The sequence below is a fragment of the Streptomyces sp. NPDC006365 genome, assembly GCF_042870755.1.
In the GTDB taxonomy this organism is placed as follows: Bacteria; Actinomycetota; Actinomycetes; order Streptomycetales; family Streptomycetaceae; genus Streptomyces; species Streptomyces xiangluensis.
Genome location: NZ_JBIAHS010000019.1, coordinates 61,616 through 77,890 on the forward strand (window position 1 = coordinate 61,616; position 16,275 = coordinate 77,890).

Annotated in this window: 15 protein-coding genes; 4 read left to right on the forward strand and 11 right to left on the reverse strand. The window is 68.8% G+C overall.

Annotated features, from left to right (window positions below; translation table 11 throughout):
• Positions 1 to 10: 10 nt before the first annotated feature.
• A complete protein-coding gene (locus tag ACFYO0_RS36660; RefSeq protein WP_388685257.1) occupies positions 11 to 541 on the reverse strand; it encodes a toxin-antitoxin system, toxin component in 531 nt (176 codons plus the stop codon).
• Positions 542 to 573: 32 nt separating this feature from the next.
• On the reverse strand, positions 574 to 1,236 hold the full coding sequence (locus ACFYO0_RS36665; RefSeq protein WP_388684987.1) for a helix-turn-helix domain-containing protein: 663 nt from the start codon (positions 1,234 to 1,236) through the stop codon (positions 574 to 576).
• A 239-nt stretch (positions 1,237 to 1,475) separates the two neighbouring features.
• On the opposite strand from ACFYO0_RS36665, the gene ACFYO0_RS36670 reads away from it, so the two are divergent.
• The gene (locus ACFYO0_RS36670) at positions 1,476 to 2,147 is read left to right on the forward strand and encodes a hypothetical protein (protein ID WP_388684990.1); all 672 of its coding nucleotides are present in this window, start codon (positions 1,476 to 1,478) and stop codon (positions 2,145 to 2,147) included.
• Between the two features lie 187 nt (positions 2,148 to 2,334).
• Here ACFYO0_RS36670 and ACFYO0_RS36675 read toward each other — a convergent pair whose 3' ends face one another.
• From ACFYO0_RS36675 to ACFYO0_RS36690, 4 genes are read right to left on the reverse strand one after another with little or no spacing between them, the layout of a single operon-like run.
• A complete protein-coding gene (locus ACFYO0_RS36675) occupies positions 2,335 to 3,168 on the reverse strand; it encodes an ABC transporter ATP-binding protein (RefSeq protein ID WP_388684993.1) in 834 nt (277 codons plus the stop codon).
• Between the two features lie 20 nt (positions 3,169 to 3,188).
• Positions 3,189 to 3,968: an ABC transporter permease gene (locus ACFYO0_RS36680; RefSeq protein ID WP_388684995.1), complete on the reverse strand. Its 780-nt coding sequence runs from the start codon at positions 3,966 to 3,968 to the stop codon at positions 3,189 to 3,191.
• Positions 3,965 to 4,738 carry an ABC transporter permease gene (locus ACFYO0_RS36685; RefSeq protein ID WP_388684998.1) on the reverse strand — a complete coding sequence of 258 codons (774 nt, stop codon included), beginning with the start codon at positions 4,736 to 4,738 and terminating at the stop codon, positions 3,965 to 3,967. Before ACFYO0_RS36685 ends, ACFYO0_RS36680 begins: the two co-directional genes overlap by 4 nt.
• The gene (locus ACFYO0_RS36690) at positions 4,735 to 5,703 is read right to left on the reverse strand and encodes an ABC transporter substrate-binding protein (RefSeq protein ID WP_388685001.1); all 969 of its coding nucleotides are present in this window, start codon (positions 5,701 to 5,703) and stop codon (positions 4,735 to 4,737) included. Before ACFYO0_RS36690 ends, ACFYO0_RS36685 begins: the two co-directional genes overlap by 4 nt.
• Before the next feature lie 208 nt (positions 5,704 to 5,911).
• Between ACFYO0_RS36690 and ACFYO0_RS36695 the strand changes: the two genes are divergently transcribed.
• Complete coding sequence (locus tag ACFYO0_RS36695) at positions 5,912 to 6,736, forward strand: IclR family transcriptional regulator C-terminal domain-containing protein (protein ID WP_388685004.1); 825 nt, start codon at positions 5,912 to 5,914, stop codon at positions 6,734 to 6,736.
• Here the strand turns inward: ACFYO0_RS36695 and ACFYO0_RS36700 are convergent.
• The 5 genes from ACFYO0_RS36700 to ACFYO0_RS36720 all read right to left on the reverse strand — a co-directional run bounded on the left by ACFYO0_RS36700 (position 6,687) and on the right by ACFYO0_RS36720 (position 12,004).
• Positions 6,687 to 7,631, reverse strand: a complete 945-nt coding sequence (locus ACFYO0_RS36700; protein ID WP_388685005.1) for a PDR/VanB family oxidoreductase — start codon at positions 7,629 to 7,631, stop codon at positions 6,687 to 6,689. The two genes, ACFYO0_RS36695 and ACFYO0_RS36700, sit on opposite strands and share 50 nt — an antisense overlap.
• Positions 7,628 to 7,843 (reverse strand): hypothetical protein, encoded by a 216-nt coding sequence (locus tag ACFYO0_RS36705; RefSeq protein WP_388685008.1) that lies wholly within the window; start codon positions 7,841 to 7,843, stop codon positions 7,628 to 7,630. The genes ACFYO0_RS36700 and ACFYO0_RS36705 overlap by 4 nt, the downstream gene beginning before the upstream one ends.
• Entirely contained in the window at positions 7,840 to 8,910 is a 1,071-nt protein-coding gene (locus ACFYO0_RS36710; protein ID WP_388685010.1) for a Rieske 2Fe-2S domain-containing protein, read from the reverse strand. The genes ACFYO0_RS36705 and ACFYO0_RS36710 overlap by 4 nt, the downstream gene beginning before the upstream one ends.
• A gap of 269 nt (positions 8,911 to 9,179) precedes the next feature.
• A complete protein-coding gene (locus tag ACFYO0_RS36715; protein ID WP_388685259.1) occupies positions 9,180 to 10,619 on the reverse strand; it encodes a DUF1996 domain-containing protein in 1,440 nt (479 codons plus the stop codon).
• Positions 10,620 to 10,957: 338 nt separating this feature from the next.
• Positions 10,958 to 12,004 (reverse strand): LacI family DNA-binding transcriptional regulator, encoded by a 1,047-nt coding sequence (locus ACFYO0_RS36720; RefSeq protein WP_388685013.1) that lies wholly within the window; start codon positions 12,002 to 12,004, stop codon positions 10,958 to 10,960.
• A gap of 107 nt (positions 12,005 to 12,111) precedes the next feature.
• Here ACFYO0_RS36720 and ACFYO0_RS36725 point away from each other — a divergent pair, with 107 nt between their 5' ends.
• Positions 12,112 to 14,775, forward strand: a complete 2,664-nt coding sequence (locus tag ACFYO0_RS36725) for a discoidin domain-containing protein (protein ID WP_388685016.1) — start codon at positions 12,112 to 12,114, stop codon at positions 14,773 to 14,775.
• A gap of 410 nt (positions 14,776 to 15,185) precedes the next feature.
• A complete protein-coding gene (locus tag ACFYO0_RS36730) occupies positions 15,186 to 16,250 on the forward strand; it encodes a LacI family DNA-binding transcriptional regulator (protein WP_388685018.1) in 1,065 nt (354 codons plus the stop codon).
• Positions 16,251 to 16,275: the final 25 nt, after the last annotated feature.

The following is a 16,275-nucleotide window of genomic DNA, read 5'->3' on the forward strand; positions in this document are numbered from 1 at the left end:
GCGCGGCGGCTCAGCCCCGCGGCCCGCGGTACCCGAGGGACGCCCCGATCCGGCCCGCGACCCCGTCCCGTGACACGGGCCAGCGCTGCGCCGAACCGGCAAGCCACGCACGGCACTTGCTGGCCAGCAGCAGCCCGAAGCCCTCCGCGTCCTGCTCGTCCGCGAGGTCGAACCGGGTCCGGGCGGCCACCTTCAGGACCGTCGCCTGCAGATCGGCGTCGTCGGACAGCAGACGGGCGGCGACGGCCGCGCCCTCCACGTGGTGGGCGCAGTGTCCGGCCTTCATGTGCCACAGCTCATGGCCGAGGATCACCAACTGGTGGTCGGGCGCGGTGCGTTCCTCGATGACCACGAGGTCCTGGTCCGCCATGTCGAGCCAGAGCCCACTGGCGGTGCCGGGTGGGAAGGCGGCCATACGGAACTGCACCGGACGGCCGCGGCGTCTGCTCATGGCGCCGCACAGCGCGGCGTAGAGGTCGGCGGGCTCCGCCGGTGCCGGGAGTGAGATCTCGCCGACCAGCTCGCCGCACAGGCGGCGCATGTCCTTTCCGATGCCCACTGTTCTCCCCCGGGTCACGACTCGGGCCGGTTGACGCTCTCCAGGAGCATGTCCAGCCATTCCGCGACCTTGTCCCGGTGCTGATCCGTCGGCAGCTGTGCGGCGCGCCAGGCGATGCCGCGCACGCCGTGGTCCTGGAGCAGCTGCTCGAAGGGGTCGTCCGAGCGCGAGGCCGCCGCCGCGGCTCTCTCACGGTCGGCGAGCTGCTGGAGCAGCTCCTGCTCGGTGCGCTGGAGGGCGCCGGCCAGCGCCTCGGGGTCCTCGGCCGTCAGGAACCCGGCGTGCACTCTGAAGAAGCGCTGAATGGCGTCGCAGTGCTCCATCGTGGGGCGCCGGTCCCCGTTGATCAGCGCTCCCGCCTGCTGGCGTGACATACCCGCGCCGTCGGCGATCTCCTGCTGGGTGTACCGACGGCCGTTCGGCTTCAGGCGTGTACGGCGCAGCAGGTCGAGGCGTTGCAGGAAGCGGGTCTGCAGATCCGGCTCACCGGCGGGCCGGCCGCTCAGCAGCGACTGGACGACGACCTCCGGCACACCGGACGCGACGGACAGCCGCCGGACGTCGAACACCTGGCCGTGCGGCACACCGAGCCGGTCGGAGAGGGCGGCGACACGCGCCACGACGGCCGGCAGCAGACCCGTCGCCGTGGCGCCCGGAACCTCGAAGCCATCCGTCACCGACAGATCTCCCACGTTCTCTCGACCGGCCGTGAGCTGCGCAGTAGACGCGCAGTCCACGATGAACTGCCCGGAGGTTAGCCCCTGCCTCGAACTCGCATCCACCTCTCGCCACAACTGTGGCGCGATTCGTTCGTCAACGGGCGGCAAATGCCACGATAGTTGACGCCACGGAGTCGGGGATAGCAGGATCGCGACGCCGCGTGTAAGGCCGCAATGGCAAGAGGGGTGACCTCCCGATGGAGTACCAGGCAGGAGGGCAGCGGTCGCGGCCGCGACCCGCCCCCGAGAGTCTCAGGGCCCAGGCGTATTTGCAGGACTACACCGCATTCCTCGAGGCCGTTCCCTTTCCGTCCGTCGTCTTCGACCACCGCTGGGACGTCGTCCTCACCAACGACGCGTTCGAGACACTTTTCCGCGGTGTCGGCCCGCATCCCACGGCCATGCCGGGGGACAACTTCCTCCGGTTCGTCCTGTTTCATCCGGACGCGAGCACGGTCCTGGCCGAGCACGAGTCGAGCTGGTGCCTGCCGATGCTGGCCCACTTCGCCGCCGCGATCGAGCGGCACGGGCAGGACCCGGTGCTGCGGTCCATTCTCCGGGAGATCGCCCAGGACCCGATCATGGACGCCGCGTACCGGCACGGACTGCCGCACTGGATCCGCTCGGTGGGTCCCGACGCCCTCGAACACGACGGCGCCGTACGGGCGTTGTGGCACCCGGACCCACGGTGGGGCCGTACCGACTGCCGGATCGTCGGTGAGACCCCCAAGACCCTCAAGGACATGGGCTATACGCGCATGACCCTGGTCCTGCGCGACGCTCGTCGCTCGACGGGCGTGGCACGCACGACGGCGCGGGTGCGGCGCGCGACGAGTCACCTCAGCGTGGTCCCGGCCGCCGAGGCGTAGGCGCTCCGCTGGGGGGCGGTCATGAAACCTGCGGGTCCGTTGTGGCTGGTCGCTTCCCCAAGTTCTCGGCTTCGCTCGAACCCGGGGCCCCCATCGCGGCGGAGACGCAAATCGACACAGCCCCGCGCCCCTGACGGGGCGCGGTACAGCAGCGCACTTCCCCGAAACCGCTCAGGGCCCGCAGGAATCAGTGAGCCGGCGGCGTGTCCGCCTTCACGGCTTGCTTGTCCTGCGCATCCTCCACGTCCTGCGCCCTGCCGCGCTTGGCCGCCTGGATCTGCTCGTACACATGCGTCCTCAGCTCGGCGAAGCGCGGGGCCACCCGGGTGTGCAACTGGTCACGCTCGGCGGGCAGATCGACCTTCAGCTGCTCCTGGACGACGGTCGGGGAGGCGGAGAGGATCAGCACCCGCTCGCCGAGATACACCGCCTCGTCGATGTCGTGGGTCACGAAGAGGATGGTGATGCCCCGCTGTTGCCAGAGCCCGCGCACCAGATCCTCCAGATCGGCGCGCGTCTGGGCGTCCACTGCCGCGAACGGCTCGTCCATGAGCAGCACATCCGGCTCGTACGCCAGCGCGCGGGCGATCGCCACCCGCTGCTGCATACCGCCCGACAGCTGCCACGGGTAGGCGCCCGCGGCGTCGGAGAGGCCGACCGACTCCAGAGAGTCGGCGACCAGCTCACGCCGCCTGGAGGGGGTCAACTTCTTCTGTTTCAGGGGAAGTTCGACGTTGTCCCGGACCCGCATCCAGGGGAAGAGGCTGCGCCCGTACTCCTGGAAGACGAACGCCATCCCGGGCGGCGGCCCGCTCACCGGGCGCCCGTCCAGCACGACTTCGCCCGACGTGGGCGTCATCAGTCCGCCCATGCACTTCAGCAGCGTCGTCTTGCCGCAGCCCGACGGCCCGACGAGACAGACGAGTTCGCCCGCGTCGACGGTGAACGTGAGGTCGCGTACCGCTTCCACACGGCGACCGGAACCCTCGTAGACCTTCTGGAGGCCTCGTACGTCCAGCATGGACTGCCCTTTCGCAAGCGTCACGACGACCGCCGGGAGGTGTCGCGGAGACCGTGGTACCAGCCGAGCGCCTGTCGCTCGGCCAGTCGGAAGAGGACGGACAGGACGAAGCCGAGGAGGCCGAGCAGCAGGATGCCGGTCCACATGTCGGGGATGGCGAAGTTGCGCTGGAACTGGACGATGGTGAAGCCGAGCCCGTTGCTGGCGGCGAACATCTCGCTGATGACCATCAGGATGATGCCGATGGACAGGGCCTGCCGCAGACCCGCGAAGATCTGCGGGCTCGCCGACCGCAGGACCACGTGACGTAGGCGCGCCGGGCCCGTGATGCCGTACGACCGGGCCGTCTCCGTCATCACCGAGTCCACCGCCCGCACGCCCTCGACGGTGTTGAGCAGGATCGGCCACACGCAGCCGCTCGCGATCACCGCGATCTTCATCGTGTCGCCGATACCCGCGAACAGCATGATGACCGGCACGAGCACGGGCGGCGGCACCGCCCGCAGAAACTCCAGGACCGGTTCGCACACGGCCCGTACGCGGCGGTACGAACCGATGACCGTCCCCAGCGCGACACCGACGACGGCCGCCGCCGCGAAACCGGCCAGCAGCCGCAGCAGACTGGCCAGGACGTCGGCGCGCAGCCGCTCGCCCGTCCACACGTCCGGGAACGTGGTGAGGATGGTGCGCAGCGGGGGCCAGTACACGTCAGTGCTGCCGTCGGAGGCGAACCACCAGGCGATCAAGAGCAGCAGGGGCAGCGCGAGGACGAAGAACGCCCGCAGGGCCAGGGTTTTCACACCGCCACCTCCCCGCGCACCGACTGGTGCCAGGCCAGCGCGCGACGCTCAACCCTGCGCGCGCCCACGTTGATCAGCAGCCCGAGCACGCCGGTGACCACCACCAGCGCGTACATCTCCGGCACCGCCTGCGAGCTCTGGGCGACGGCGATGCGCCGGCCCAACCCCGGGGCGCCGATGACCAGTTCGGCGGTCACCGCCAGGATCAGCGCCACTGCCGCGGCCAGGCGGACGCCCGTCATGACGTACGGCAGGGCCGTGGGCCACAGGACATGGCGCACCCGGGCCCAGGTGCCGAGGCCGTAACTGCGGGCCGTCTCGTCGGCGACCGGGTCGACGTCCTGGACGCCGTACAGCGTCTGGATCAGCACCTGCCAGAACGAGGCGTACACCACCAGCAGGAGCACCGACTGCAGCTCCGTGCCGTAGAGCAGCACCGCGAGCGGGATCAGCGCGACCGACGGGATCGGGCGCAGGAACTCGATCGTGGAGGCGGTCGCCTCGCGCAGGTGCGGCGTGACCGCGATCAGTACGCCCGTGAGAATTCCCGCGGTGACCGCGATCGCAAGCCCCAGCGCCCAGCCGGTCAGCGTGTCACCGAGCGCGGTCCAGAAGGCCTGGTCGCCGAGCTCGGTGACCAGCGCGTCGGCGATGCGGGTGACCGGGGGAAAGTAGTCCTCGGAGACGATGCCGATCCGCGGGACCGCCTCGCACACTGCGAGGAAGCCCGCGAATCCGGCCGTGCCCAGCAGGGCGTTCTCGGCTTTCACGGCAGCAGCGCGTCCAGGTCCGGGGACTCCTTCAACTGACCGTTCTGCTTGGCCAGTTCGGCCAGCCTCTCGATGGAGGCGCGGTTCGGCTCGGCCGGCCAGTTGGGGAGGGTCAGCTTCTCCAGCAGCGTCTGGGGGATCTTCGTGTATGTGGCGACGATCTCGCGGACCTCGTCCGGGTGGCTGTCGGCGTACTCCAGGGACTCGGCGGTCGCCTCCTGGAACTTCTTCACCAGTTCCGGGTTCTGCTTGGCGTACTGCTGGGAGGTGAAGTACATGGCCACGGTGAGGTTCGGATCCACGTCGTAGAAGCTCGACGCGATGGACGTGCCTCCTGCTGCCTTGACGGTGGAGAGTGCGGGCTCCGGCGTACAGGCTCCGTCAACCTGTCCGTTCTCGAGCGCGGCGGCCATCTGGTCGAAGGGCATCTCGACGAACTGGAGCTTCGAGGGGTCGCCGCCGTCCTTGCGGACCGACTCCTTGATCGAGGTGTCACAGATGTTGTTGAGCGAGTTGACCGCGACCTTCTTGCCCTCCAACTGCTTGGGGGACTTGATCGGGCTGCCCTTCTTCACCGTGGTGCCCATGAAGTCGGCACCCTCCTCGGCGGTTGAGGCGACGCCGTTCGCCACGACCTTGACGGGCACCTTCTTGGACTGGGCGACCAGCAGGGACGTCGTGTTGCTGAAACCGAACTGGAACTGGTTGTTGAGGACACCCGGCACGATCGCGGCGCCGCCCTGGGCGGGCGTCAGCTCCAGCTTGAGACCGCGCTTGGAGTAGAAGCCCTTCTTCTGGCCCAGGTAGACGGGGGCGACGTCCAGGATGGGAATGATTCCGACCTTGACGGTGGTGGTGCCGTCGGACGCTTTGTCCCCGGCCGAATCTGTGGAGTTGGACGAACCACAGGCCGACGCGGTGACGAACACCGCCGAGACCGTCAGGCCGATGATCAGACGACGCATGACTCCCCCTAATGGGACAGTGCCTGGAGGGCGGGCTGTGCGCAGACCGCACAGTAGTGCTCAGCGGGAACGTAGAACGAGGTTGTGAGGATGGTCAATGCCCATGACGCGCAAGTCGTTGACAGTTGCCGAAGCGTGCTCCTAGCGTGCGCAGAGCGCACCCTCGTGCGTACAGAGCGCACGTCCGTGCGTCCTCGTGGAGGCGACAATGCCCGCTGAAGCCCGCGCACCGCACTTCGTGCAGTCCTTCGAGCGGGGCCTCGCGGTCATCCGCGCCTTCGACGCCGACCATCCGGAACTGACACTGAGCGACGTGGCGCGCTCCTGCGAACTGACGCGCGCCGCCGCCCGCCGCTTCCTGCTCACCCTCGTCGACCTGGGATACGTCCACACGGACGGGCGGATGTTCCGGCTCACCCCGCGCGTCCTGGAACTCGGCTACTCGTACCTGTCCAGCTTCACCCTGCCCGAGATCGCCGAGCCCCATCTGGAACAACTCGTCGCGCAGATACGGGAGTCGTCGTCCCTGTGCGTCCTCGACGGCGACGACATCGTGTACGTGGCGCGCGTGCCCACGCGTCGCATCATGACCGCGACGATCACCGTCGGCACCCGCTTCCCGGCACACGTCACGTCGGTGGGCCGGGTGATCCTCGCGCATCTGCCGGACGAGGAGGTCGACGCCCGGCTGGCCCGCGCCGATCTGCGCCCCCTGACCTCCCGCACGATCGCCTCAGCCGGAGCGCTGCGCGCCGAACTGCGCCGCGTACGCCGTCAGGGGTACGCGATCGTCGACCAGGAACTGGAGGAGGGGCTGCGCTCGGTCGCCGTCCCGGTGCGGGACCGGGACGGCGAGGTGGTTGCGGCGGTCAACGTTCCCGTGCACGCCGCCCGCAACTCGGTCGAGTCCGTACGCCGTGATCTGCTGCCCCCTCTGCTGGCCACGGTCGCCCGGATCGAGGCCGACCTGCGGGTCACCGGTCTCACAGGTCCAGCACGAGGCGCTTCCCGCGACACCGGGACACACAGATGAGCATGGTCTCCCCGGCTTCCCGTTCCTCGTCGGTGAGGACGGAGTCACGGTGGTCAGGGGTGCCCTCGAGGACGTCGGTCTCACACGTGCCGCAGGTTCCCTCCGTGCAGGAGTAGAGCACCTCCACGCCGGCGGCTCGTACGGTGTCGAGCACGGAGACGTCCGCGGGGACAGTCAGGGTGTGGCCAGACCGCTCGAGCACGACCTCGAACTCGGTGTTCTCGCCCGTCTCCTGGGCCTTCGGCTCGAAGCGCTCGACATGCAGCGCCCCCTTCGGCCACACCGCGCACCGTTCCTCGACCGCGTCCAGCAGCGGGCCGGGTCCACAGCAGTAGACGAGCGTGTCCCCGTCCGGGTCGGCGAGAGCCGTGTCGAGGTCCAGCAGTCCCGTCTCGTCCTGCGGAGCGATCCGTACCCTGTCGCCGTACCGCGCCAACTCCTCGGTGAACGCCATGGAGTTGCGGGTACGCCCGCCGTACAGCAGCGTCCACTCGGCCCCCGCTGCCTCGGCCACGGCCAGCATCGGCAGGATCGGGGTGATGCCGATGCCGCCCGCGACGAAGCGGTAGCGGGGGGCGGCCGCCAGGGCGAAGTGGTTGCGCGGGCCGCGCACGCGGACCTTTTCGCCCGCCTCCAACTGCCCGTGTACATAGGCGGATCCGCCGCGCCCATCGGGCTCACGGAGGACCGCGATCCGCCACACGTGCCGGTCGGCCGGGTCGCCGCACAGTGAGTACTGCCGCTCCAGGTCCGGTCCGAGCAGCACATCGATGTGCGCGCCCGGCTCCCAGGCGGGGAGTTCCTCGCCCAGCGGATGGCGGAGGACGAGGGCGAGTACGCCGTCGGCCGCCAAGTCCCGGCGGTCGACGACGAGTTCCGCTTCGTACGCGTTCATGAGCCGTTTCCTTGCGAGCCGTTTCCTTGCGAGGCGTTGCCTCGGGAGGCCTTGCCCTGAGGGGCGTGGCCTTCGGGGTGACCGAGCATCCAGTCCCACATCGCGATCGGGTCCTGGGCGGTCTGCTCGGCGCCGCAGTGGCAGGTGCCGTGCAGGAAGTCGGTGCCCGGGAGCCAGTCGATGCGGTAGATCTCGCCGGTGGGACTGCTCACTGAACCTTCTCCATGGGCTTGTCGCCCTCCTCGACCAGACGGGCGAGGATACGGCGGGCGGCCAGACCGCCGGTGTCGATGTTGATGCTCAACTCCTGGTAGCCGTGGCGCTCGGTACCGAGGGTCTTCTGCAGCAGGTTGAGCGCGGTCACGTCCTGCATCACGACCGTGCGGTTGTTGCCCGCCAGGAACTCGGTGACCTCGTCGTTGTCGATCGCCCAGTCGCGCGAGACCGCCCAGAAGTCGTACACCTTGCCGTCGCCGGACGGCGTGATGCAGTACGTGATCTCGGTGTGGAAGCCGCCCGGGTCACTGCCGTCCGCCTCGGGAAGCACGCCGACCGGGGCGACCCGGCTGTGCAGCAGGTACAGGCACGGCGCGTGGTACTCGATGTCCTGCCAGCGGTTGATACGGCCGGTGATGCCGGTCGACTTGGCGTAGAACGGCGGGCATTCGGCGTCGTCCATGTGCCGGCTCACCCGCACGATGCCCGCACCCTCGTCGACCTCGGTGGTGATCGGCGTCTCGGCGACCTCAGGGGTGCCGATGTATCCGCCGTGCAGATAGGTCTCGTGGGAGAGGTCGAGGAGGTTGTCGATGAGGAGCCCGTAGTCGGCGTCGATCGGTTCCATGCCGCGGACGGTCGTCCAGCCGGGGGAGTCGAGATGCTTCGCCCGCGGGATGATCTGCGGGTCGGCGAGGGCCGGATCGCCGATCCACACCCAGATCAGCGAGTCCTGCTCGACGACCGGGTACGAGGCGACGCGCGCGGTACGCGGCACCCGCTTCTGCCCGGGCACGTACACACAGGTGCCGGTGGTGTCGTACGTGAAGCCGTGGTAGCCGCACACGATCTTGTCGCCGTCGAGCCGGGTCGGGGCCTCGGACAACGGGTAGCGGCGGTGCACACACCGGTCGTGCAGGACGACGGGCGTCCCGTCCTCCTCGGTGCGGTAGAAGACGAGCGGTTCACCGAGGATCGTCCGGCCGAGCAATTCGCGCCCGACCTCCTCGGAGTAGGCGGCGACGTACCACTGGTTCCTGGCGAAAGCGGTCATATGAGGCATGGGCGGTCCCGTCCCTGTCGGCGGGGCGCCGTCGCCCCGCGTGCCGTGGTTGGACCCAGGGTCGTGAGGCTCGCGGTCGCTCGGCAAGGCGGCTTCTGTCAGGCGGAAGTGCTTCCGCAAGCAAGCTGGTCAGAGCCTTGGTTTGGCGGCCGGTGGTCACCAGCGCGGACGAGGGAGCGGCGCACCGCGCCCACGGGTTCGTGCTGACCGGCGATCCGTTCATGGCGGTGGGCGTCGTCAGCACGACGCCCACCGCTCGGTACTCGGACTCAGCTGCACTTACGTCCGGTGTTGATGCACTGGACCGCCTTGTTCATCAGCTTCGCGTCGAAGACGTTGATGAAGTCACCGTGGTCGGTGACCGGCTTGTGCTGCTGTTCGGGGAAGCTGTCCAACGAGAAGAACGGACGGGTCTTGCCGTTGTCCTTGACGCTGGGCGCGTCCACGTCGTACACGAGACGCTGCACCAACTGCGGAACGGCCTTGAAGCCGGTCGGGCAGTTGCCGCCTGCGTCAGCGAAGGCCACGTGCGTACGGTGGTTGGCGCTGTCGATGTTCCGGCCGTCCCAGCAGCTCTGGAACTTGGAGGTGCGCACCACGTCGCTGCCTGACGGGCAGAGGGGGTACTTGTCCTTCAACTGCACCTTGTTCTCGAAGCCGGTGCAGCTCCAGGAGGCGTTGGCGTTGGCCGTGCCGTTGACGAACGCCTTGGCGTCACCGGTGATGATGCGCAGGAACTTGGGCATCGCCACCACCTTGCCGCGGGGGCTGCCCACGAAGTTCAAGGTGGCCTTCTTGGCCGTCAGAATCCGGCCTGTGTTGCCTTCGGCGCCGCCGCCCTGCTTGTCGGCGTCGAATTCCTTGGTGCCGTCCTGCAGGCGCAGCACCGGCCAGTAGTAGGACGACTTGTCGCCCCTGTTCTGGCAACTGGTCCCTGCCTTGGCGAAGTCCTGGTCGCTCGAGAAGGCGTCGTTGTCCTGGTTGCCGACGTAATCGTGCACGTGGTGTGCGCCGTTGGTGACACCGGGCGCGACGATGATGTTGTCACTGTTGTACAGCTTGTTGGCGTTCACCCCGCACTTGCTGACGAAGACACCCTTCGAAGCCTTCGCCGACTTGGCCGGCGTGCGCACATTGGACTTCACCTTGGTGATGTCCACGAAGTCGGCCGCGACGGGGCCGTTGCCGGTCCCTCCGGCATTGGTGTTGTTGCCGCCCTGACCGGCGGTGGGCTGGTTGCCGGAGGCGCGCAGCGTGCAGGCCGCCAAAGCGTCAAGGCCCTGCGGCTTGGCTGCCACACGGCCGATGGCGATGGCGATCCTGTCGATCGTCGCCTTCCGCTTGTCCTTCAGTGGACCCACGATCGCGTTCTGGGCGAAGTTGGGGTCCTGCTGAATCGCCTTCTGGGAGGTGGAAAGGCGCTGGTATGCCTCGGATATCTGCTTGTCGAGGAGTGCCAGTTCCTTGTCGACCTGGGCCTTCGCCTTGGCGGGCACTGAGGTCAACTGCTGGCCGACGTCGGGGCAGTCAATGGTGGAGGTTCCAGCCGCGAGCGCCTGGTTCTGGGTAGAGCCCTTCGACGCGCCGGTTTCGCCGGCCGAGGCGTAGAGGTTGACTGTCACCAGTCCACCGGCCCCTATGGCCAGTGCGGCCGCCGCGCCTACCGCCCGGCGGGCAGTCTTCGATCTTTTTCGCGTGTTGCGTCTCATCGGGCCTCTCAAGGACATCTCCGGAGCCGGCAGGACTTCCGGCATGGGTGGAGCGCGTCCTCAGATACGTATGTGCGCGCCGAATGCTCAGCGAAATCTCAAGTTCGTAGGTTTCTCCATCCGTAAACGGGGCATGAGCGCCCAATCGGCCCGGGTCGACTTCCTGTTGATGGTCGTGACCAGTTCACTGGCTGCCTTCGCCACGCCCGTGGCGAGGCGCCTTCAGCGAACAGCAGACCGTCGCCTACGGCGCACGGGGAAGTTTCGTGTACAAGTCGTCCCGCGGGTTTGGAACCGTGTCCTGTCGAGCTGACAGCGCCCAGCCACTGCCTCGCCCCTCACGCGACCGGCGGCGCACTGCTCTCCCGTACCACCAGTTCCGTAGCCACTTCCACCCGTGTCGTCTCCGGCTGTTCCCCGGCGAGCAGCCGCAGCACCATCCGGGCCGCGAGCGCGGTCATATCGGCCAGCGGGGTGCGGACCGTCGTCAGCCGGGGGGTCACCCAGTCCGCGAACGGCAGGTCGTCGAAGCCGACGACGCTCACGTCGGCCGGGATACGCAGGCCGAGTTCCGCTGCGGCTCGGTACGTGCCCAGGGCCTGATGGTCGCTGCCCGCGAAGATCGCCGTCGGGCGGTCGGGCAACGCCAGGAGTTCCAGGGCGTGTTGGTGAGCGAGACCATGCGTGAAGTCGCCGTAGCGCACCAGCGCCGGGTCGAAGGGGAGTCCGGCCTCCGCCAGTGCCGAGCGGTAGCCGTCGACGCGGGCCCGTGAGGTGAGCCGGCGTTCCGGGCCGCTGATGATCGCGATCCGGCGGTGGCCCAGTTCGACGAGGTGACGGGTGGCGGCGAGGCCGCCGGGCCAGTTGGTCGCGCCCACCCACGGCGTTCCGGGCGAGGGCTCGTCGATCGGCGCCACCAGTGCGTACGGGATGCCGAGCCGGCCCAGCTCCTCGTGCTGCTCCGGCGTCAGTTCGGGAACGACGAGGATCGCGCCGCGCGTGGAGCGGGTGGCCAGCGAGTCGAGCCACTGCCGGGCGCGTCGGGTCCGGCCGTGCGTGGCCGAGACCACCAGCCCCATGTTCGCGTCGTGCAGCACGTCCTCCGCGCCCCGGATCAGCTCCACGGCCCAGGGGCTGTCCAGTTCGTTGATGACGAAGTCGATCAGTCCGCCGGGCGGGGCCGCTGTGGCCGCCGGACGGTTCTTCGCCAGATAGCCGTGCTGCTCGAGCAGGCGTTGCACCTTCGCCCGAGTCTCGGCCGATACATCGGATCTATCGTGCAGGACCTTGGAGACGGTGGACACCGATACACCTGCCAGCTCGGCGATTTCGGCCAGAGTGCGCCGCCTTCTCAAGCCTGATCCTGCCCGAACCGTTGACGTCATCGGATGAATCTCCTACGTTTCCGTCGCGATCACAAGTTGCGAAAACTGTCGCAACCATGGTGCTGGGCGGGAGCCGCTCCGAATATCCCACCTCACGGAGGCAGTTCATGAGAACCGTGCTCAGACAGCTGTCCCTGCTCGCCGCCGTCGCGGTGCTGCTCGTGCTGCCGTCGCCGATGGCTGTCGCGGAGGGGGCCGGACGCGCGTACCACGTCGCTCCCGCGGGCGCCGACACCGCGAGCGGTACCGCGGCGCAGCCGCTGCGTACGATCGGTGCCTGCCTCTCCCGCGTCCGCCCCGGCGACACCTGCCTCGTCCACCGCGGTACCTACCGGGAACAGGTCACACCTCCATCAGGCACCAAGGACGCTCCGATCACCATCGCCGCGTACGGCGACGGCCCGGTGACCGTCGACGGCACCGAGCCCGTCACCGGTTGGCAGGACGCCGGCGGCGGACTGGTCGCCGCCGACACCGATCTTCCGCCCGACCCCGACTTCAACGCGGTGTTCCTGGACAACGAACGGGCCGCCGAAGGCCGTTGGCCCAACTCCGGAGCCGACCCGCTGAACATCACCTGGGCCGAGGCGGACGCCACCTCCACCGACCAGCACATCGACGACACCGACCTGCCCGACGCCGACTGGACCGGCGCGACCGTGCACCTGTGGGCGGGATCCAATCCCTGGGCCCAGCAGACCGGCACCGTCACCACCACCGCACCCGGCAAGCTGGACTTCAAGGGCGGCAACTACCGTTGCCCGCCGCTGTGCATGGGCAACCAGAACTACCGCAACTACTACCTCGTGGGCTCGAAGGCCGCCCTGGACCAGCCGGGGGAGTGGTACTACGACGAGTCCGCGCACCGGCTCTACTTGGTGCCCCCGAAGGGCGGTATGGCCGGGCACAGGGTGACCGCCAAGCACCGGCTCTGGGGCGTCGACCTGAGCGACAGTTCGTACGTCACCGTGCGCGGCCTGAATCTCTTCGGTACCTCCCTGCGAACAGGCAACGTCAGTACGGGAGTTACTGTCGACCGCCTGCGCGCCGCGTACATCTCCGAGTTCTCCACGCTCCCCATGCCGCCCGACAGCGATCTCGCGGTGCCGCCCTTCGAAGGCCATATCGTCGCCTCCCGGATCCTGGACTCGGGCGTGCAGCTCCTCGGCACCGGCAACACCCTCAAGAACAGCGAGATCTCGCAGTCGGCGGGAGACGGAGTCCTGGTGCGGGGCACCGGCAACACCGTGACCAACAACTACATTCACGACGTCGGTTGGATGGGCAGCTACACACCCGGTATCGAGGTCAACGGCAACGGCCACACCATCACGCGCAACACGATCCGCCGCACCGGACGGGCCGCCATCGACACCGCCTGGCAGCTCAACGGCACCGAGTACCACGACAACCGCATCGCCTACAACGACATGTCCGAAGCGATGCGCACCTCCCGCGACGGCTCCCCCTTCTACGTCTGCTGCAGCCTGAACGGCTCCGGCAGCTCCATCGACCACAACACCTCGCACGACGCGGACGGCCAGGTCGGCTTCTACGTCGACAACTACTCCGGCCGCTTCCTGCTGCACCACAACGTCGCCTGGAACACCGGCGCCCGGGGCACCTTCTTCAACGGCCACACCGGCCCGAGCATCGCCAACCGCGACCACAACTCCAGCTATGGCGTGGGTATCGACGGCAACTCGGTGCGGCTGAGCGGCGCGACGGATGCCTCCGGTACGTACATCAGCAACATCATCGGGCCGATGCCGATCAGCGTCAGCCAGACCGGTGACCCGCTGCCGGTGGTCCGTTCCAATCTGATCAGCGACAAACCCGGATACACGGACGCCGTCAACGGCGAGCTGTGGCTGAGGCGGGGCTCGCCCGCCATCGACGCGGGCGAGACGGTCGACGGCGTCACGACCGACGTCCGGGGCGCGGCTCCCGACCAGGGCGCGTACGAGTACGGCGAGCCGATCTGGTCCACGGGCTGCAATCTGCCGGGCTGCCGGCAGAGGGTGCGGCACGGCACCTGGACCGCGACCGCGAGCGACGGCACCGACGCCTCCGCGGTCACCGATGGGGACATCAACACCCGCTGGAAGGCCGCCACTTCACAGGTACCGGGCCAGTACCTGACCGTGGACCTCGGCGAGGCCAAGACCTTCGGCCGCCTCTCGCTCGACGCGGGCCGCGACACCAGCGGTCAGCCGTACGGCTTCTCCGTCTCGGTCAGCCGCGACGGCAAGCACTGGGGTGAGCCGCTCGCACGGGTCTCCGGCCGCTCGTTCACCCAGGACGCCGTTTTCCCGCGCCAGACCACCGCCCGCTACGTCAAGATCACGCTCACCGAGAGCGGACCGGTCCCCTGGGTCGCCAACGACATCCGGCTGTACGGCGACGGACCCGACGCCTCCTCGACGCTGCAGGCCGAACAGGCCACGGCGGTACGAGGGGTGGAGCGCGGCACTGCTGCCACCCGGGTGCTCGGCTCCGGAGACTGGGTGGGCTACCGCGAGGTGAACACCGACGGCGGACAGCTCACCGTGCGCCGCGCGTCCTCCTGCGAGCGGACCTGCTCGCTCGAGCTGCGCCTGGATGCTCCGGACGGTCCGCTCGCCGCAGTGCTGCCCATCGGAGGCACCGGTGACTGGCAGGAACAGTCGGTGCCGTTGAAGCGCAAGGTCACGGGCACGCACGACCTGTACCTCGTGGCACAGGGAGACCGGAAGGTCGTCGCACTGGACTGGCTGACGATCAGACCCTGACCTCCGCGAACGTGGGGCCGGGCGGCGGGATGCGGGGCCCGCCGCCCGGCCCGGCGTGTTCGCAACGTGTACCGCCTCCGACGCCGACAGCTCCTTCCTGCGGCGCTTCGCCGGACGTGTCGAGAACGGGAAGCCGGGGGTGAGCGACCCGGCGCTCGGTGCGCACGGCGGAACGTGATCGGGGGGGCATCGCTCGCTGTCAAGACTCCGTGAACGCGTGAGATGTTGGCGGTCGGCGCCGCTTTCGGCGTTCGGCAGCCTCGGAAAGGCAGCGTGGGACGGAAGTTGTGCCGTACGTGCTCTTGACGCGGGACTCTCCCGCTGCGTAAAAACATGACCGCGCGGTCAGTGACCGCGCGGTCATACAGTTGACCTCCGTCGATACGGGCCCATGGTCTTCAGGAGCTCTCATGGCACGAGTGGTGGGGCGGGGCCCCGGTGCGCCCGCACCGCGCAGCGCGGACGTGGCCCGGCTGGCCGGGGTGTCGCGCAAGACGGTGTCGCGGGTCCTCAACGACGAGCCATACGTCTCCGACGACGTCCGCCGACGCGTCCTCGAAGCCGCCGACGAACTGGGCTACCGACTGAACCACGCGGCCCGGGCGCTCGCCTCGGGGCGGAATCGCTCCATCGGTGTCGTGGCCCTGGGGACAGCCGGGTACGGAACGGCCTCACTCCTCGTGGGTATCGAGAAAGCCGTACGGGACGCCGGTTACGCGTTGCGTGTGGTCAACACGGTGGACGGTGACCCCAAGGGGATCGCCGGCGCCGTGACGTCACTCATGGAACAGGGAGTTGACGGTGTAGTCGTCTCCGAGCCCATCGTGGAAGGAGAGGTCTCCGTACGGGTCGACGTGCCGGTCCTCTTCGTAGGCGCACCGCCGGCCTTCACCGCCGGCCGGACCCTTACCGTGAGCGTCGGTGCCTACGCATTGGCGCGGGCGGCCACCGAGCACCTGCTGGAGCTGGGACACGCGACCGTTCACCACCTCGCCGGTCCCCAAGGGTGGTACGCCACCAAGGATCGTGTCGAGGGCTGGCGGGCGGCGCTGGCCGCACGGGGCGTGCACGAACCACCTGTCGTCGAGGGTGACTGGTCACCCGCCTCCGGGTACGCAGCGGGCCGCGAGCTGGCCTCGGACCCCTCTATGACCGCCGTGTTCGCGGCGGGTGACGAGATGGCCATCGGCCTGATCCACGCTCTTCGGGAAGCCGGGCGCCGTGTGCCGGAGGACGTCAGTGTGGTCGGGTTCGACGGCACTCCGGTCTTCGCCTACGTCACGCCGCCACTGACCACCGTGCGTCAGCCCTTCGACGCCGCGGCACGGGAAGGAATCAGGCTGCTCGTGCACGCCATCGAAAAGCCGGAGACCGAACTGCCTGCGGCGAGCGAGCCACCGGTCGAACTCGTCGTCCGCGGCTCTACCGCACCCCCGCCGTCCCACCAGGGCCAGCCGGCACTGCGTACGACCTGAGCACGCACCGCCTGAGCACGCACCG

Bases quoted from the DNA above. Each gene is read 5' to 3' on its own strand.
- ACFYO0_RS36660 (WP_388685257.1), bottom strand. From the start codon at position 541: ATGCGCCGCCTGTGCGGCGAGCTGGTCGGCGAGATCTCACTCCCGGCA.
- ACFYO0_RS36670 (WP_388684990.1), top strand. From the start codon at position 1,476: ATGGAGTACCAGGCAGGAGGGCAGCGGTCGCGGCCGCGACCCGCCCCC.
- ACFYO0_RS36675 (WP_388684993.1), bottom strand. From the start codon at position 3,168: ATGCTGGACGTACGAGGCCTCCAGAAGGTCTACGAGGGTTCCGGTCGC.
- ACFYO0_RS36690 (WP_388685001.1), bottom strand. From the start codon at position 5,703: ATGCGTCGTCTGATCATCGGCCTGACGGTCTCGGCGGTGTTCGTCACC.
- ACFYO0_RS36695 (WP_388685004.1), top strand. From the start codon at position 5,912: ATGCCCGCTGAAGCCCGCGCACCGCACTTCGTGCAGTCCTTCGAGCGG.
- ACFYO0_RS36700 (WP_388685005.1), bottom strand. From the start codon at position 7,631: ATGAACGCGTACGAAGCGGAACTCGTCGTCGACCGCCGGGACTTGGCG.
- ACFYO0_RS36710 (WP_388685010.1), bottom strand. From the start codon at position 8,910: ATGCCTCATATGACCGCTTTCGCCAGGAACCAGTGGTACGTCGCCGCC.
- ACFYO0_RS36715 (WP_388685259.1), bottom strand. From the start codon at position 10,619: ATGAGACGCAACACGCGAAAAAGATCGAAGACTGCCCGCCGGGCGGTA.
- ACFYO0_RS36720 (WP_388685013.1), bottom strand. From the start codon at position 12,004: ATGACGTCAACGGTTCGGGCAGGATCAGGCTTGAGAAGGCGGCGCACT.
- ACFYO0_RS36725 (WP_388685016.1), top strand. From the start codon at position 12,112: ATGAGAACCGTGCTCAGACAGCTGTCCCTGCTCGCCGCCGTCGCGGTG.
- ACFYO0_RS36730 (WP_388685018.1), top strand. From the start codon at position 15,186: ATGGCACGAGTGGTGGGGCGGGGCCCCGGTGCGCCCGCACCGCGCAGC.